The 18,784-nt window shown below is 41.0% G+C and carries 13 protein-coding genes and 1 pseudogene; 4 read left to right on the top strand and 10 right to left on the bottom strand.

From position 1 onward, the window contains the following. Positions 1-39: 39 nt before the first annotated feature. The 3 genes from G529_RS15770 to G529_RS0111165 form a co-directional block, all read right to left on the bottom strand. Positions 40-2,607: a glycoside hydrolase 5 family protein gene (locus tag G529_RS15770; protein WP_035695952.1), complete on the bottom strand. Its 2,568-nt coding sequence runs from the start codon at positions 2,605-2,607 to the stop codon at positions 40-42. A gap of 11 nt (positions 2,608-2,618) precedes the next feature. Continuing rightward, complete coding sequence (locus G529_RS0111170) at positions 2,619-3,506, bottom strand: hydroxypyruvate isomerase family protein (protein ID WP_026915609.1); 888 nt, start codon at positions 3,504-3,506, stop codon at positions 2,619-2,621. 73 nt (positions 3,507-3,579) lie between these two features. After that, positions 3,580-4,308, bottom strand: coding sequence for an NUDIX hydrolase (locus G529_RS0111165; RefSeq protein WP_026915608.1), 729 nt, complete (start codon positions 4,306-4,308; stop codon positions 3,580-3,582). Between the two features lie 71 nt (positions 4,309-4,379). On the opposite strand from G529_RS0111165, the gene galK reads away from it, so the two are divergent. After that, positions 4,380-5,555, top strand: a complete 1,176-nt coding sequence (gene galK, locus G529_RS0111160) for a galactokinase (protein ID WP_051201416.1) — start codon at positions 4,380-4,382, stop codon at positions 5,553-5,555. Further along, positions 5,548-6,588 carry a UDP-glucose--hexose-1-phosphate uridylyltransferase gene (locus G529_RS0111155; protein ID WP_026915606.1) on the top strand — a complete coding sequence of 347 codons (1,041 nt, stop codon included), beginning with the start codon at positions 5,548-5,550 and terminating at the stop codon, positions 6,586-6,588. Before galK ends, G529_RS0111155 begins: the two co-directional genes overlap by 8 nt. A gap of 71 nt (positions 6,589-6,659) precedes the next feature. On the opposite strand, the gene G529_RS0111150 is transcribed toward G529_RS0111155, so the two are convergent. The 7 genes and pseudogenes from G529_RS0111150 to G529_RS16815 form a co-directional block, all read right to left on the bottom strand. Next, positions 6,660-8,309, bottom strand: coding sequence for a solute:sodium symporter family transporter (locus G529_RS0111150; RefSeq protein WP_026915605.1), 1,650 nt, complete (start codon positions 8,307-8,309; stop codon positions 6,660-6,662). Between the two features lie 37 nt (positions 8,310-8,346). Continuing rightward, entirely contained in the window at positions 8,347-9,348 is a 1,002-nt protein-coding gene (locus G529_RS0111145) for an aldose epimerase family protein (protein ID WP_035695948.1), read from the bottom strand. Between the two features lie 2 nt (positions 9,349-9,350). After that, positions 9,351-11,165 carry a DUF885 domain-containing protein gene (locus tag G529_RS0111140; protein WP_026915603.1) on the bottom strand — a complete coding sequence of 605 codons (1,815 nt, stop codon included), beginning with the start codon at positions 11,163-11,165 and terminating at the stop codon, positions 9,351-9,353. An 8-nt stretch (positions 11,166-11,173) separates the two neighbouring features. Further along, positions 11,174-13,027, bottom strand: coding sequence for a CocE/NonD family hydrolase (locus tag G529_RS0111135; protein WP_026915602.1), 1,854 nt, complete (start codon positions 13,025-13,027; stop codon positions 11,174-11,176). A 101-nt stretch (positions 13,028-13,128) separates the two neighbouring features. Continuing rightward, the gene (gene tilS, locus G529_RS0111130; RefSeq protein ID WP_026915601.1) at positions 13,129-14,442 is read right to left on the bottom strand and encodes a tRNA lysidine(34) synthetase TilS; all 1,314 of its coding nucleotides are present in this window, start codon (positions 14,440-14,442) and stop codon (positions 13,129-13,131) included. Positions 14,443-14,484: 42 nt separating this feature from the next. Then, positions 14,485-15,777, bottom strand: a complete 1,293-nt coding sequence (pabB, locus tag G529_RS0111125) for an aminodeoxychorismate synthase component I (protein WP_026915600.1) — start codon at positions 15,775-15,777, stop codon at positions 14,485-14,487. After that, positions 15,778-16,259, bottom strand: a pseudogene (locus G529_RS16815) (NADPH-dependent FMN reductase). 120 nt (positions 16,260-16,379) lie between these two features. Between G529_RS16815 and G529_RS0111115 the strand changes: the two are divergent. Beyond that, a complete protein-coding gene (locus G529_RS0111115; RefSeq protein WP_157514617.1) occupies positions 16,380-17,276 on the top strand; it encodes an aldose 1-epimerase family protein in 897 nt (298 codons plus the stop codon). 60 nt (positions 17,277-17,336) lie between these two features. Further along, complete coding sequence (locus G529_RS0111110; RefSeq protein ID WP_026915598.1) at positions 17,337-18,680, top strand: DEAD/DEAH box helicase; 1,344 nt, start codon at positions 17,337-17,339, stop codon at positions 18,678-18,680. Positions 18,681-18,784 lie beyond the last annotated feature (104 nt).

The raw sequence follows: 18,784 nt of genomic DNA, 5'->3' as shown, positions 1-18,784 counted from the left end.
GTCTCATTTTTATGAGACCTTTTTTTTTTGATACATGCACTACTGAAGTCTAACCTTTACAATCCCAATTTCGTGGGGCTGCTGAAGCTTTGAAGAATCAATTCCGGGACCAATGGAGAACTGCAGTGCTTCGACTTCTCTAAGATCGAATACAGCAGGATTCTTATGATCAAAATAGTATGGCAGAAAACTGGGATAAGGCCGGGGTAAGGTTACTGTTCTTACGGGCTTAAGTTCGTCAAGCCTGATACGTATCTCCCTGAGATCCTGGTCCAGATCTATGATTTTCCCGAAAGCTGCACCATTCTTCATTAACAGCGCAACCTGAAGTTTCTCCTTACCTGAACGCAAATTGCGCGCGGTTACAATAAGTTCTTTCTCAGCTCCTGGAAGCCTTGCTCCCAATTTCTTCTGAAAATTAAAGCGAAATGAATAATCGTAAATGGGAGCAGCATTTTTGTTCTCTATATCTTCTGAAAATAACTGATCCAGTCTTACCTGAAATTCATCTTCAACTGAATTTAGAGGAACCATCTGATTCCCAGGTTTCCATGCATGAACGACCATCTCACTATCTTCAGAAGCATCAAAAAGTGAGATAGCGGAATCTTGATTATATATGCGGGTAGAATAAACATCTTCTGAATAGAAGTCCCAATTCTCCGGACTACCCGATACATTGCCTGGAAATGTTCGTTTTCCCCGCGCTGTTTCCAAAATAATACGGTAATTCAGTATTCCTGGAACTATCAAATTTTGCGGTACTTCTGCAGAATAATGGTATTGACTTTCTGCCTGCAATTGTGTGACCTCATAGATGTTTCCGTTTTGGAACCAGATTTCAGCATTGGTGACAGGTTCTTTGGAAACGATCTCTGCACGAATCGTCAGGCGCTGGTTCTCCTCGGCGGCGTTCGCCGCTTCATGCAGGATATAGCTGCGGTCAACCGACTCCCCCACTGCTTCAAACGCAGCTAGGTCCAGACGAAAGTCTCCTTTATAATTTCTGATATCGTAATTCTGCCCTTTCTGATTTAGTAGATAGGTGCCAGGAGAAACTGAAATCGTACCAGCTTCAGCCTCCTGGACTTCAGCTTTTGCAACATTGATCATGCGAAACTCGAAATTTTCAGCCAGGTCTGGAAGATCAATCTTCATTCGGTTAGATTGGTATTTGATCACGGCAAGTGTTCTCTCAAGACTGTTATTTCCGAAGGGATCCTGGATAATAAATGGGTCGGGCATTACTTCCAGACGCCAGACTCCTTCTTCCAGTTTATCCAAAAAGTAAGCTCCTTTTCCTTCATAATCGATCACTTCAGAAGAACCGTGACCTGCGATTTCCTTTAATTCTGAAATAGCTTTGGGCTTTTCAGCATTGGAATTCGTGTAAATAAACGTTTCCGAAGCATTATAAACCGCGAGATCATTTTCATACTGAATCAAAAAGTCCCCGAATTTCAGGTTATCGGGATAGTTGCCCTGGTCTTCTCCCAGTTTGGTATGATGAAATATTTCCCCGGCGATCATTAGCCCCAGCGCTTTATGCGGAGTATAATTGAGGTTCATGTAATGCGTGTTGTACTCGGTATTCGCATAGGCCAGAAATGATGGATCATAAGCAAAATGCGTCCCAATTTGTATACCTGCCTCGCGAAAACTGCGAGCCATAGCCGGGTAGATGTATGACTTGTCTACATCTGCCGCATCAAACTCGTACACCAGTTTAGCTGCATGATTATCTTCAATGATATTTTCGAAAGGAATGTTATAATCGTTCACATTAGGAAGCAGATTTCCCGGGATCTCTTTCTGAAAGCCAAGCCCGGTTGGATACCATTGAAAAGTACCACCCTGTATTTCAGATCCAAAATAGGTGTCTGCGAGATGAACGCTATGCGTTACATTGTAAAATATAGGTTTCTTAGAACCCGAATCCTGAATCGCTTTTGCGAGCTTATTGATAAAATCTTTTACCTGCTCAGGACTGCCTCGATGATGGGGCTCATTGCTGATCTCCACCGCGATAAGGTTTGGATCATTTTTATAGGCAATCCCTGTATAAGGATTTACGTGGTTCATGAATTGCGTGAGATAATTTTCCTGCGCAGCGATCGCCTCTGGATGAGTTAGACTGCCTTCTTTACCATACTTTCTGGAAAATCCTGGCGTCTCTTCGTCAGGTTCTGGCCAGCCGTTGCCCCAGTAAGCGATGGGAGTGATCACAAAATTGATCTCGCGCTTCTTAAGTTCGCCCAATAAATAATCAAACGCATCCAGATGTATATTTTCCAGTAAATTGCCTTCTGTATCGCTAATTTCTGTATCCCATACGTGAAGACGGTACAGGTCGAAATTTAGCCTTGAAAAATGGTAAAGATCCTTATCGATTTCAGCTTTTATATCAAGACCAAGCTTTTCAGCAGATCGGTAAGCATGAGCAAATGGAGCTGAGTAATTAACGCCAAAACCGGTAACTTCTTCTCCGGAAGGTTCCCAGCGAATGATTCCCTCATCATCCACATAGGTGTTATCCTGGGAAGAAACTGAAAACACAGGAGCAATAAGTAGCATTAGAACTATGGCAAACTTGCAGAGTCGTTTCATCAAAAAATGTTTTAAATGCTACAGATCCCGATGGCCTCTTCCAGGGCAGCAAGCTTATCGTCATAAGTTGGAATAAACTCCTGAGCAATAAAACCATTAAAACTAGTGTCCTGAATGGCCTGGATAATCGCGGGATAATTTAATTCCTGAGAATTATTGATCTCGTTCCTCCCTGGATTTCCGGCTGTATGGTAATGATTGATATAGGGATGAAATTCCTGTATGTTTCGAATAATATCACCTTCCATGATTTGCATATGATAGATATCAAAGAGCAATTTAAAATTAGGACGGTCTAATCTTCTGGCAAGTTCAGCTCCCCAGGCTGTATGATCGGCCATATAATCGGGATGATCCACCTTGCTATTCAGCAATTCCATGACCAACGTAACATTACGACTTTCAGCATGTTCCAGTAAAGGTTGCAGCCCTTTCACACAGTTGTTCCAGCCTGTTTCATCATCCATCCCACGCCGACTCCCAGAAAAACAGATGACATTCTCAATATAATGTTCCGCAGCTTTATTGATAAGATCTATATAAGACGATTGTAAAGTTTTATGGTTTGCCAGATCGTTGAAACCATTGGTTAAGCTTATAAAATCATCTGTAGCCATGGAGCATGCCAGTCCTTCTGCCTGAACAATTTTCCATTCTGAAGGCTTTAAAAGATCGATGGCAGTAATGCCTAATTTTTTGCAGGCTTTCGCAAATTCCTGAAGTGGAATATCTGCGTAACACCATCGACATACCGAATGCCTCACCTTTGAGTGGAAGCTCTGCAATTTTAGGTCGATACCGCTGGTATCTGCTACAGAAGAAAATGATGGAACAGCGAGTATGCCTGCTCCAATTCCCAGATTTCTAAGTAATTTTCGTCGAGTTTGATCTTGTGCCATCCTGAAAGTTTGTTCTAAAATAGATAATAAATGTAAAATATACAATTATTAAATAGAACAAACTTTTGAGAGTTTAGAAGATTTCGAAGTTGTATCCCGCTTTTAATAACTGCAAATAATTCTCTTCAGTGAATTTATGTAAATAAGCGCCACGTTTACTCGTCGATTTATCTTTTTCTGCCAGTTTTTCCAGCACATTAAGTGATAAGACCTTTTTTCTGAAGTTTCGTGCGTCTAAAGGCTTCTGGTAGATCGCTTCATATAGATGCTGTAATTGCGGAATGGTAAATTTTTCTGGTAACAATTCAAATCCAATAGGCCTGTACCGTGCGTTGCTTTTTAGTTGCTCGAGAGCATCTTCAACCATTTGACCATGGTCCAGTACTAATTCTGGAAGATCCCCAATTTCAAACCAGCGCGCACCAAAATGACTTTCCAATTTATCGTTATAATCTTCTACTCTAACCAGGGCGTACTGTGCCACAGAAATACAACGGTATCCCGGGTCACGGTCTTGTTTACCATAAGTCTTTAACTGCTGCATATAAACATCGTTCAAGCCGGTAGCCTCTTTAAGTACCCTCTGTCCTGCCAGCTCGAGATCCTCATCCAGCCTTACGAAGCTCCCTATAAGAGACCAGGATCCTTTTAAAGGCTCTACCTGCCGCTTGAAAACAAGCAATTTTAGCTTATCCTCATGAAAACCGAAAATGATACAATCGGTCGCCACATACATTTTTTCTCTTACCTGGTAGAGGTCTGTAAGTTCTGAAGCTTTTTGCTGAGTGTTTTGCTGATGCATATTTTCTTTCTGAAATAATAAACGTAGACCATACATTTATTATATTTGAATTACTCAAATTTAATCAAGTCTTGACAAATATCAGATCTTTTTCTACGAAGCCTTCGGTCTTCCATGATTTTCAACCGGAGTTGATGATTAATTCTCCGGGCCGAATCAATCTTATTGGAGAACATACAGATTATAATAATGGTTTCGTGATGCCCACTGCGATCGACAGACATATTCATTTCAAATTCAGATTAAACAACACAGAGAACTTCTGCAGAATATACAGCGATACCTATACCAATGGATTTGAATTTTATCTTGATAACACTCCTGTGAGGCAAAATGACTGGAAAGATTATCTGCTCGGGATCGTTCACGAACTTCAGCAGAATCATAAGAAATTGGAAGGTTTTGACTGCATAATTTCCAGCGATCTTCCTACCGGTGCCGGGATTAGTTCTTCCGCAGCTCTGGAATGTGGCTTCTGTACTGGTCTTAATGAACTACTTCAACTTAATTTGAGTCCAATCGAGATCGCAACATTAGCGCAACGCGCAGAAAATAATTTCGTAGGTTCCAATTGTGGGATCATGGATCAATTTGCATCCGTTCTCAGTAAGAAAGATCATTTTATCAAACTGGACTGCAAAAGTCTTGATGCAGAATATATTCCCGCAGATCTTGGAAATTTTAGATTACTACTCTTGAATACCAGGGTTTCACATAACCTGGCTGATAGTGACTATAATTCCAGGCGTGAGGAATGTGAAGCAGCCATTCGCATTATTCAGGAAAAACATCCAACGATAACTTCTCTAAGAGAAATTGATCATACACTCTTAGAGCAATATCAGCAGGTGCTTTCCAGCCAGACTTACCAACGCTGTTTATATGTACTGCAGGAGAATGAACGCGTACAGGCTGCTGCAAGTGCGCTACGCAGTAATGACCTTTTTGCGTTGGGAAAATTGATGTTCGCTTCCCATCGTGGTTTGCAGCATCAATATGAAGTAAGCTGCCCTGAACTTGATTTCCTGGTTGATTATGCTGAAAATAAAGAATTTATCTACGGAAGCAGGATGATGGGCGGTGGCTTTGGCGGCTGCACCATTAATCTCATCAATTCTGAAAACATCGAAGGCTATATTACGGAAGTATCTGAAGCATACTTTAAAGAATTTAATATTCACCCTGAAGCAATCGAAGTGGCACCATCAGCCGGTACAGAAATAATAAAACTGGTATCCCATGAATGAAGAACTGAACAAATTACCGCATCGTCGATATAATATTTTGACTGGCGAATGGATACTGGTTTCTCCGCATCGCACAAAAAGACCATGGCAGGGCAAAACCGAAGAGACTAAAACCAGTGAAAAAAGTACTTATGATCCTGGCTGTTATCTCTGTCCAGGAAATAGCAGGGCATGCGGAGAAACTAATCCTAATTATTCTGAACCTTATGCTTTTGTAAACGATTACAGCGCTCTGCTTCCGGATACTGCTGAATTGAATTTTGAGCAGGGTTTGCTAAAGGCTGAAACCGAAAGGGGAATTTGCAAGGTTGTTTGTTTCTCTCCAGATCATTCAATAACGCTGCCATTGATGGAAATTTCAGAAATCACAAAAGTGGTGCAGATCTGGAAAGCCGAATTTGCTGAGCTGGGCAAAAATCCTGACATCAATTATATCCAGATCTTTGAAAATAAAGGTGCGATCATGGGTTGTAGTAATCCGCATCCTCATGGACAAATATGGTCACAATCTTCCATCCCAACCGAAATTTTGAAGAAATCTGAGAGATTCAAAGCATACTGGCAAAAGAACAATTCCAGTCTTCTGGGTGATTATTTAAATCAGGAGCTGACCTTGGGAGAACGAATTATCGATGAAAATGAGCAATTCGTATCCCTAATTCCTTTCTGGGCCGTATGGCCTTTCGAAGCGATGATCGTTCCTAAGAGACATCTTCAGCAAATAACAGATCTTGATACAGATGAAGAGACCGCTTTCGCAGATATTATAAAAAAGCTCACCACCAAGTATGATAACCTGTTTGAAACATCATTCCCGTATTCGTCTGGTATACACCAGGCTCCGACAGACGGCAGGGACCATCCTGAATGGCACTTTCATATGAGCTTCTATCCACCACTGTTGCGATCTGCCACGGTTAAGAAGTTTATGGTTGGTTACGAGATGTTTGCAGGACCTCAACGGGACATCACTGCAGAACAGGCTGCGAAAATGCTGAACGACCAGGCTCCAGCGCATTATTTAAAACGCTAAAAAACAAATCTGAACTAAAAAACCCTCGAAAAAAATTCGAGGGTTTTTTGTTTATGATTCTTCATATAGTTTTATGCAAAATATGCATAAACTCCCACTACGATGATAATGATTCCAAACCCTACAGGTTTTACGAATCTCCATGGTGTAATATCAACCTGCTTAGTATGTTCCTGTAAATAGGCAGTTTTTCGAGGTTTGATCTTCCCAATCACCAGCATAATTATCACATTCAAAGCAAATAAAATTGCCATTACATCCAGGAAATGAGGATATGCGCTGGCTTCTATGGCTGCTAACTCTGCGGCATCAATGATTCCTTTAGCAGCAGCATCTTCCAGAGCGTTTTCAGCGAGATATGGCTTCAGTACAAACTGGCTCAAAATGTATAGTAACGATCCTGAAATGAGTCCGATTTTTGCCGCAATGGCCGGTACATATTTAGTCAGGTAACCAACGACAATGATCGTAAGGATTGGAATACTGTATATTCCATTTACCTCTTGTAGATAGTCGAATAAACTACCAGCATTCGCAATTAAAGGTGCAATGAACATTGCCGCAACTGCTAGCACTATTCCGAAGATTTTACCATAACGAACAATAGTCTTCTCGTTAGCATCCTTATTGATATGCTGTTTATAAATGTCGATTCCAAAAAGCGTAACCGAACTATTCAACACACTATTAAAAGAGCTTAGAATGGCTCCAAATATAACCGCAGCGAAGAACCCAATCAAATAGCCGGGTAGTACCCGGTTTACCAGAAGTGGATATGCTTCATCCCCGTTTTCAAGATCTGCACCAAAAATATGGAAAGCAATGATTCCAGGAAGCACTACAATGAGTGGTCCTAAAATTTTAATGAATGAGGCCAGCATTAAACCTTTCTGTCCTTCCTTAAGGTTTTTAGCTGCCAATGCACGCTGAATGATCTGCTGATTGGTTCCCCAGTAAAAAAGCTGAACTAGCATCATACCAGTGAAAAGAGTATGAAAAGGAACCGGACTCGTTTCGTCCCCCATGGATTGAAATTTCTCCGGGTTCGATTCAGTCAGCGTTGTGATACCATCCAGAAAACTACCATCTCCAATGATCACCAGTCCAAAAATTGGTACCATAATCCCTCCAATAAGAAGTCCGATGGCATTAATACTATCTGAAACTGCTACTGCTTTTAGTCCTCCAAAAACGGCATAAATTGAGCCTATGATTCCAATTCCCCAAACACATATTTTTATAGCTGCTTCATCTGAAACCCCTAGCAGTGCTGGGACATCGAACATCCCGCTTATCGCTACCGAACCGGAATAGAGAATGATTGGCAGTAAAACAACTACATATCCTGTAAGAAACAAGCCTGATGTAAGTGTTTTGGTAGTAACATCGTAACGTTCAGCTAGGAATTGCGGTACTGTTGTAAGACCTCCTTTTAAATATCTGGGCAGCAAAAAAATCGCGGTAACAACAATGGCAATTGCAGCCAGTGTTTCCCAGGCCATCACAGATAATCCGTTAGCATATGAACTTCCATTCAATCCAACAATCTGTTCTGTGGAGAGATTTGTCAACAATAAAGAACCCGCTATTACACCGGCAGTCAGGCTTCTACCACCTAAAAAATAACCGTCACTGGTAGACTCATCTGTTCTTCTTGTTGCGAAATATGCGATAATAGCTACAAGTGCTGTAAATCCAACGAAGGATAAAATTCCTATCATAATCTTTTCTTAAAATCTTCGGATAAATATAGAATTATTATTTTACAGAAAAAGCAAAAACGATGTTGTTTTCATAGACTTCACCCGGTTTAAGCAGACTACTGGGGAAGTTTCGGAAGTTTGGGGCATCAGGATAATTTTGTGCCTCGATCGCCACTGCAGGAAATTTTTCATCCAGCTTATTAAGATACACTAAATCTTCCGGAAGACTTTCCGGAGAATAGATAACAACCACGGGCTGATCGCTCAAAACCTTAAGTTTAATACCTGTGAGTGGAGCAAACAACTGTGCCTGTACTTCATTTTCCATTACGTCCAGCACATAGACATCATCCAGTTCTCTATTGCCCAATAATTTATTTTCTCGATAATCCTTGGAATGATCCCTGAGTTTCGTCAAATTTCCTGTGGGCAGGTTGTGCTTATCCAGTTCCAGGATTTTTGAAGCATTGACTTGCATAAAATGATCACTTATACTCCCTCCACCATTGAGATTGAAGTAAGTATGGTTGGTAAGGTTGATGATCGTATTTCTATCTGTCGTAGCGCGGTAAGCGAGTTTAACACTATTATCCTCCGTCAACGTATAGGTCACCTCAACCCTTACTTTCCCAGGATAGCCGTCTTCCATGTGCTCACTTACATGAGTAAGTTTTACAGAAGGATTCGGTGCATCTGTGATCTTAGCGATCTCCCATATCTTAGTTTGAAAACCATTTGAGCCTCCGTGTAAATGAGCTTCCTCTAAATTTTCTTCCAGTTTGAAATCTTCCTCTCCAATGCTGAATTTCCCTTCAGCAATTCTTCCCGCAAAGCGCCCAATACTGGCTCCAAAACATTTGTTATGCTCCCAGTAAGTTTCACTTATATAATCTTCCATCTTTGCAGGACCTGCAACCACTTCTACAGGCCTGTCATTTTTATCCTTCAGTCGAAAACTAAAAAGTGATGCCCCAAGGTTCAGGATCCTTAGCCTGGCTTGCTGGGAATTTTCCAATTCAACAATTTGTAGATCTTCTTCCTGTACCGTTTTTAACATGCTTATTTCTTACTCTTTACCCAATCGCTTACTTTACTTTCCAGAATCGTGAGAGGCAAAGCACCATCGGTTAATACCACATCGTGAAACTCACGAATATCAAATTTTTCTCCCAGCTCAGTTTTCGCGTTGTCTCTTAATTCCAGGATTTTATTCATTCCAATCTTGTAAGCAGTCGCCTGCCCCGGCATAACGATATGCCGTTCCACCATTTTAACGCAGGCACTCTCTGCAGCTGGAGTATTTTCACGATAATAATCTATGCCTTCCTGCCTGGTCCATTTTTTAGCATGAATACCGGTATCTACAACCAGTCTGCAGGATCTCCAAAGTTCCATGGCAAGCCGCCCAAAATCTGAATACGGATCTTTGTAGAATCCTTTTTCCTTCGGAATATACTCACTGTATAATCCCCAACCTTCCACGTAAGCAGTATAAAAGCTGAATTTTCTAAACTCCGGAATTGAATCCAGTTCCTGGGCGATGGCGATCTGCATATGATGGCCTGGAACCCCTTCATGATAAGCCAGCGCTTCCATTTCGTATTTGGGCATGGCTTTCATATCATATAGGTTGGCATAGTAGGTTCCAGGGCGGGAACCATCCAGAGCGGGTTGTTGATAAAATGCTTTCCCGGCGCTTTTTTCGCGGAAGGGCTCTACAGCTTTTACTACGATGTCTGCTTCAGGCATTGTATTGAACAGTTCCGGAAGCCTCGTTTTCATGGTATTGATAATCTGCTTTGCCTGAGAGAGGTATTGTGCTTTACCTTCTTCAGTATCTGCAAAATAGAATTGCTCATCTTTTTTCATGAAATCGAAGAAATCCTGAAGACTGCCTTCAAATCCAGTCTGTTCCATGATCTTCTCCATTTCAGAATGTATTCTTGCAACTTCGCTCAAACCTATTTGATGAATCTCTTCGGCTGAAAGGTTGGTGGTGGTTACTCTTTTCAAAGCAAGTTCGTAAAACTCCTCCCCTTTCGGGAATTTCCATACACCGGCTTCTTCCGTAGCACGTAATTGCTGATTCTCCAAATGGTCTATCAATCCCTGGTACGCCGGTTGCACGTGATTTACCAGCGCCTCTTCCGCAGCATTTACCAGTTTTGTACGCTCTGCATCCTCCAGGTTCAGTTGATCGATCTTGGACGTAAAATCTTCCAGAAGCGCACTGGCATTGGCCGACTTTGAAAATGGCTTTCCTTTTATGATATTTCTGGAAGCATCAAGCGTTCTGTCAAAAACAAATTTAGGCGGGATAATTCCATTCTGTTCCCTAAGTTGTAACTGCTCGATCACATCTTTCATTACTTTTTCTAGTCCTTCCAGTCGAGCAATATATGCCCGGGCATCTGGAATGGAATCTATGCGGTGCATATTGATGAGGAAAGCAGGTAGTTCTGCATGCAGACCGTGCATTTGTTCGATAGGATAATTATAAAACCTGAAATCGTAATCGTCGATCTCATTTTGAACCTGCCGGCGATACAAATCATAGCTCAGCCTGGTGTCCTTATCCAAGGCTTCAACATCTACCTTGTCCAGGTAATCCAGACGTTCGCGGGCCTGTTCCAGATCTTCAGCATACTTGAGATTGGAATAATCGTCCCATTGATCATAATTAGTCTTTAAACCTCTGCGGGTCTGGGTCTCTGGAGATTCCTGAACTTCTTTTTCGAATTCACGTGCAAAGTAGGCGTTCATTTCTTCGGAAGCGTTCTGTTGCTCCTCCGCAGAGTAATCTGAATTTTGCTTTTCATCGCCACACGAGCTTAGCAAAATGCCAAACAACAATACGTAAACTGTTTTTTTCATGCTAAGATTTATTCTTCTAAAACTGAAAATTTAATGGCTGAATCGCCGTAGATCGTATGTGTTTGCTTTTGAAAATCTTCCTCTTCAGCTTCAAAGATATTATCTACATAGGTCTGCGGATTCCGGTCGATGAGTGGGAACCATGTACTCTGGATCTGGATCTGTACTTTATGACCTTTTTTAAAGGTATGATTTACTCCCTGTAGCGTTAGATTTACATCGGTTTTTTTATTAGGCTCAAATGCTTCCGGTTTCTCAAAACTATTTCTGAATCTTCCGCGCATCACCTCACTACGAACCATCATATGGTAGTTGCTCATTTTAAGATGCGGCATGGTTTCTTCATAATTCTCTGCATCTTCAGGATAAACATCCACCAATTTTACAACCCAGTCTGCTGAAGTTCCCGTAGTCGCCACTTTCAACATCGCTTCAATAGGTCCGGTCATTTTCATATCTTCTTCCAGAACTTCGGTTTCAAATATCAGTACATCAGGTCTTCTGGCAGCGAATCGCTGGTCTCCAGACATGTATTCTCTCGGAGTAAAAACCATTTTGATCTCGTTATTATAAGAAACTGGTTTTGCCGGATCGCTCACAAAAGTTTCTTCGTGATCTGATGCTGTTTCAGATAATTGCTCATTGGCTCCCAGGTACCAGGTTTTTTTTGTGGTATTCTTGGGTGGCCATGCAGCATAATCGTTCCATTCGCGAGCTCCTGTGTCATAAATATGTGCTTCCGGTAATCTTAGAGCATCCTTTGTTTTTTTCTTCAGAAAATGATTGAAAAATTCGGTTTCATAATCTCTCTGGAAATGAGTGGAAATACTGTCTCCAAAATATACATTTCCAACAGACTGCCTTCCAGATTCCCGTGCCCAGTCACCGTGACTCCAGGGACCAAAAACGATCATATTATGATTATCACTATTCTCTTCTATACTTTTATAAATATTAAAAGGACCATAAAGATCTTCTGCGTCAAACATTCCACCTACGATCATGACCGCCGGCTTGATATCTTTCATGTGTTGAACGATCCCGCGCTTCTGCCAGAATTCATCATAATTTGGATGTTGCTTTAGTTGTTGCCAGAACTCATTGTCTTCCTTGTAATATTCATCAAGATTGCTCAAAGGACCAGCATCCATGAAAAACTGGTATTGATCCTGTGTTTTGATTTCTGGAAAACTATACCAGCTGGTATCTACGGGAGTATCCTTTTGATAGCCAAAAACCGCAGTCGCCCTCCAGTAACTTAGCAGGTAAGCACCATTATGGTGAAAATCATCGAAAAAGAAATCGCCGATACTCGCCTGCGGAGATGCCGCCTTGAGTGCCGGATGCCCGCTTAGAAGTGAATAGGTACTGTAAAAACCAGGGTAAGAAATTCCCCAGGTTCCAACTTTTCCGTTATTGTTATCTACATTATTGATGAGCCATTCTATCGTATCATAGGTATCGCTGGCTTCATCTACTTCCTTCCCTTTTTTATTCGGAATAAAAGCGCGCATATTGTCATATTTCCCTTCGCTCATCCACCTTCCACGCACATCCTGGTAAACAATGATATTTCCTTCCTTCATCATGATCTCGTTTGGTCCAATCTTGGATCTAAACTGGTCTTCACCATAAGGCCGGGAACTGTATGGAGTTCGCTGCATCAATATGGGATATTCAGTAGAGGTATCTTTTGGAGTGTAGATGGTGGTATGAAGTTTTATACCGTCCCGCATGGGAATGTCGACTTCCATTTTATCATAATGGGTCTTGACATCATAATCTGTCTCATTTTGAGCACTTAAAGGATTCAGTATAAATAGAAGTAATACTGAAAACAGGGAAGTATTGAATATTTTCATTGGTATATTTTTATAGAACGTCTAAAGATAGAAATTAGGGAAGTAATCCTGAAGGAATTCAGGAAAAACAAGAGATTGAACTTACAATTATATCGATTTTTTTAGCTGAAGCTAATTTTCAGGATCTCCCGATCACCTTTTTCAACGGCAAATCGATTATCTGCACGCTCGTTGATGATCCAGACCAGTTCTTCTCCGGAAAACAGCAACCAGGTTTGCTCCTTTTGTGGTAAACTGAATTTCTCATCCTTGAAGTAATCACTCAGCTTCTTTTTTCCTTTCATGCCAAAAGGAATAAAGTAATCTCCTTCTTTCCATTTTCTTATCAATAAGGGAAACTGAAGTTTTCGAACCGGCACAAAAATACTATTGGGAGCAGTCCTATCGAAATTCTCGACTTCAGTCAAATGCAGGGCTCCAAAGTCTGGAATCATCACAAATTCATCACCTTTTTCCAGATGGTACTCTGTATTCATGGTCTCGTCCTGAATTTCTGTAAGTAATAATCTATCTCTATCCTTGATAAGCCGGTGTGACTCTGAAAGGACCATTTTACCGGTCTGTGCATCCAGAAGATCATGCACATCGTTCCATTCATTAAACCCAAAAGACTTGAGCAACTGGTAAAGAATCTGCCTTGAATTTGGTAGTTTTTTCAGAAAAGCTACATCAAGTGCATACCCAAAAACATCTCTGCTAATGATCTTTGGATATAAAAGACTCATATAATCCTCGACCAGATCAATGTTTTCATTTAAATGCTGCTGAGTTTTCGCAAAACTTTCAAGCAATTGTGGATTGAGTTCCTGCATGAGTGGCACCATATGATGTCGAATCTTGTTTCTCATATATTTATCTGAAGCATTACTGGAATCTTCCCGCCAATGCAGGCCTTTAAGCCTGGCAAATTCTTCGATTTCGACTCTGGAAAACCTTATCAAAGGTCTTATTACCTGGTGATGTATGTCCTTGATTCCCAGCAAACCCTCAGGACCAGTCCCACGAATAAGATTGATTAAAAAGGTCTCAAGATTGTCATTCGCATGATGTGCAGTAAGGGTATAATCAAATTCCATGGAATTTGACAATTCTGCAAACCAGCTATAGCGCAGTTCACGGGCGGCCATTTGTATGGAAATACCGGCATTATCGGCAAATTTCATGGTATTAAAACTCTGGCTATAAAAAGGAACTTCAAGATTTTCTGCCAGTTGCTTTACAAAGGCTTCATCTGCATCACTTTCTTCATTACGAAGGTTGAAATTGCAATGCGCAATGGCGAATTCCATTTTGGAGATCTTACACAAATGTGCCAGAACAACACTATCCACACCGCCACTCACAGCGATCAACAATTTACTGGTACAAAGAAAAGGATATTCTTCTTTGATGATCTTTTTGAAGGCTTTTTCCATATCTAGTCGATTATACAAAGCCTGAATTTAGTCAAAATCTGACTATAAATTCTCCAGAACCTCACGTAATGCTTTCGATTTCAGGAGGCATTCTTCATACTCCATTTGCGGGTTCGACTTTGCGGTAATAGCGCCCCCTACAGAAAAGGACAGGTATTTAGTATTTGAATTATAGAGAATACTGCGAATGACCACATTGAAATCAAAATCACCTGCGGGAGAGAAATAACCCACAGCGCCACTATACAATCCGCGCTTGGTACTTTCCAGCTCTTCAATGATCTTCATTGCTGAAATTTTGGGTGCCCCGGTCATGCTTCCCATGGGAAAACTTGTTCGCAAGGCTTCTACAGGTTCAATGCCATTGGCGATGGTAGCGGTGACGGTGGAGATCATCTGGTGCACCTGTTTAAAAGAATAAACTTTGCATAGCTCATCTACTTTCACAGATCCTTTTTCAGCGATCCTGGAAAGATCATTGCGCACCAGATCCACGATCATCACGTTTTCTGATATCTCCTTTGGATCCCGGGCCAGTTTCATGGCTATTTCCCTGTCTTCCCTGGGATTTGCAGATCTTCTTGCCGTGCCTTTGATGGGCTGAGTGAGCAATTGATCACCTTTTTTCCGAAGATATCGCTCTGGCGAAGCCGAAACCAGGTTGATGTTTTCCAGCCTTAAAAATGCAGCAAATGGTGGTGTGGAAATTTCGTTGAGACTTTGATAGATAGAAAATGCATTGAGTTCTACATGCTCAGCAAAGAATTCCTGGCACAGGTTCGCTTCGTAAATATCCCCGCGATGAATATGCTCCAGCATGGCATCCACCTTTTTAAGATAGTCCTCTTTACTAATCCTGGATTGAATGTCTATTTGTTCGTGAGCGATTTCAGTATGAAGTGCAGTATTAAGAATTTGCTCATAATCAGCATCTATTTCATCATCTACCATTTTCAGGTACACAAATTCTGCGGTATGCTCTTTTAAGAAGACCAGCTTTTGTGGCTGAAAAAAATACAGGTCTGGAAATTGTAGTCCGTCGTAATTAGAAGATTTTAAGCGTTCTACATCATTTTTAAGGTCATAGCTTAAATAGCCAAATATCCAGTCTTTGGTAGTTTGCTGATATTCCTTCAGCTTATCGAATGCATGATGATAATCGGTTTTTATAGCGGTAAAGGCTTCTACAGCCAGCACTGCTTCAAATTCGGAATTTTCAGAAGAATCCAGGTTACTATCCAGCCAAACGATCTCAGGAAAAGTGTTTCCCCATTTGAGTAATTTCTTTTTAAAATCTGCCACATTCTCTATGGCAAAAGACCTTTTTGTTCTCAATTATGCTTCGATTTGATGTGCAAAGGTAGTAAGCACGTCCTCAATTCCCATATCCAGTACTTCGTTTGTCACTTTTCCGTCTTTAAAATTTTCCTGGAATGATGGAAAACTAAAACTTTCGATCACATCGCCACCAAATCTTCCGAAGATATCGCGGCAGTAATCCAGCGAACTTTTCGCTCCCCGTCTCCCCGGAGAAGTACTCATAAGTAATATCTTTTTACCTTCCAGAAAATTCTTGTCATTGCGTGAAAGCCAGTCGATGATATTTTAAAAAACGCGGAGGCACTTCCATTATGTTCGTTGGCAGCGATGACCAGCGCGTCATGATCACGAATATGATTATAAAGGATCTTTGCGTTTAATGGGATTCCCGATTCTTTTTCAATATCCTGATCATATATTGGTAAAGGAAATTCTGTTAGATCAAGGATTTTCATATGATGTCCCTGGATACGTCCGGTGACATGCAGCAACAGCATTTTATTTATGGAGGTACTGCTGTTGGAACCAGCAAAAGCGAGAATCTTTTTCATATTTGACTTTTTCTAAAATTACTTAAAATTTATCTTAGCTATTATTGTCAACCTGGTTACTAAGTACTGAATTTAATTTATGGAGAAGACCACACATTATATAGAAATGAAGATTTAAAGATTGGCGTTCTGGAAACCGGTGCCGAGCTTTGCAGCATACTAAACAAGAAAACCGGAAGGGAATACATCTGGCAGGCAGATCCGGATGTTTGGGGAAGTCATGCGCCCAATCTTTTTCCGGTTATTGGAATGCTGAAGGATGGTGTATATAATTATGAAGGATCAACTTATAGTCTGCCAAAACATGGGATTATTCGGCATAACGACCAGATAAGACTAAAAGAGAAAACCGAAGATGCGCTTGTTTTTGAACTTCTTTATTCTGAAGAAACCTTACAAATGTATCCTTTCAAATTTGCCTTCAGGATTACGTTTAAGCTAAAGGACAAAATACTGGAAGTAAAACATCGTGTAATTAATCTTGATGAAAAGCCTTTATATTTTTCGCTTGGAGGGCACCCGGCCTTTAATATTCTCTATTCTGAAGGTGAAAAGATCGAAGATTATTCCCTTCAATTTGACCAAAAAGTAGATCTAACAACCGAGATCCTGGATAGAAATGGCCTGCTTGGAGATCAAACTGCTAAAATACTTGAGAACGAGCAAGAATTGATGTTAAGACCTGACCTTTTTGACAAGGATGCTTTGATCTTCCGAAGTATCAAATCGAAAGAAGTAACGCTTCACAGCAAAACTGAAGGTGCTATTTTAGGAGTTGAATTTAACGATTTTAAGGACCTAGGTATCTGGGCAAAACCGAACGCGGCCTATGTTTGTATTGAGCCCTGGCTTGGATATACAGACCTGGCAGATGCCAGTAAAGATTTTGAAGAAAAAGCTGGTAATGAAGTGGTAGAAGCACAGCAGGATTTTGAAGCAAGCTACCAGATTCGCATTTACTAGTATATAAGTGTGCAGGTTAGCACGTTAAGCAGTACCTTTGCAAAAATAAAAAACTATACTTTGAGCTTTCAGGATCTAAACCTAAACACTCCGCTGCGTAATGCATTGGAAGATCTTAATTTCCAGGCACCTACACCCATTCAGGAACAGGCATTTTCATCGATCATGTCTGGCAGGGATGTGGTTGGGATCGCGCAAACGGGAACCGGTAAGACGTTTGCCTATTTGCTGCCGCTTTTAAGAATGCTCAGATATTTGGAACAGAAAAATCCCAGGATCTTGATTCTTGTTCCAACGCGCGAACTGGTGGTACAGGTGGTTGAGGAAATTGAAAAAATCGCAAAGTATATCAACGTGAGGATTTCAGGGATTTATGGTGGCGTGAACATTAATACGCAACACCAGGATCTCATGCAGGGACAGGACATCCTGGTAGCAACTCCAAGGCGACTTTATGACCTGGTATTACGAAGAGCGGTTCAGCTAAAGTCCATTCAGAAATTTGTGATCGATGAAGTAGATGTGATGCTGGATCTTGGTTTTAAATTCCAGGTGAACAATATCCTCGAATTGCTTCCGCAGAACAGGCAAAGCATCATGTTCTCGGCAACAATGACCGAAACCGTGGAAGCGATGATCGACGCAAACTTCAAAAATCCAGAGAAAATATCGGTTGCCGTAAGTGGTACACCGCTGGAAAACATAGAACAGCGAGCATACAAGGTTCCAAATTTTAATACGAAAGCAAATCTATTCAAGGAGCTTTTTAAAAATGAAGATGAATATCGCAAGGTCCTGATTTTTACGACCGACAAGCGTTTTGCCGATAAACTTTTCGATATTCTTGATTCTGAATTCAGGCATCAGGTAAGCGTAGTGCATACAGGGAAGAGTCAGAATTACCGACTCAACAGCCTTCAGGAATTTGCTGAAGGTCGTACGCGAATCATGATCTCAACAGATGTGATGGCTCGTGGACTGGATATAGAAAATGTATCACATGTAATTAATCTGGATACTCCCCATTATCCTGAAAATTACATGCATCGTATTGGACGTACGGGTCGTGCAGAGAAGAAAGGTGTTGCAATTATCTTCAAGACCGATGCTGAAGCCGAAAATTTCGAAAAGATCGAATCGCTCATGGATATGCAGGTACCGGAACATGCGATCCCGGAAACTGTTGAAATTTCTACCGAATTGATCGCGGAAGAAAAACCAAGATCTATTGAGATCTACAATCCGCATTCTGATGACCAGGAAGCAGGACCGGCTTTTCACGAGAAAAAGGAAAAAAACAAAAAGGTAAACCTGGGAGGTAGTTATCGCAGGGAAATTGCCAAGAAATATAAAAAACCGAAAACCCGAGGTGATAAAAATGCCAACCGGAGAAGAAAAAAATAAAAAGGAGCGCATTTGCGCTCCTTCGTTTTTATGATCTGTTTTTCTTTTTCGCTGCCTTTGCCGCTCTCTTTTCTTTTAAACTCAGCACCGCTTCTTTTTTAGCT

This window comes from Christiangramia portivictoriae DSM 23547 (assembly GCF_000423045.1).
GTDB lineage: Bacteria > Bacteroidota > Bacteroidia > Flavobacteriales > Flavobacteriaceae > Christiangramia > Christiangramia portivictoriae.
This window is presented reverse-complemented; position numbering and strand designations above follow the sequence as displayed.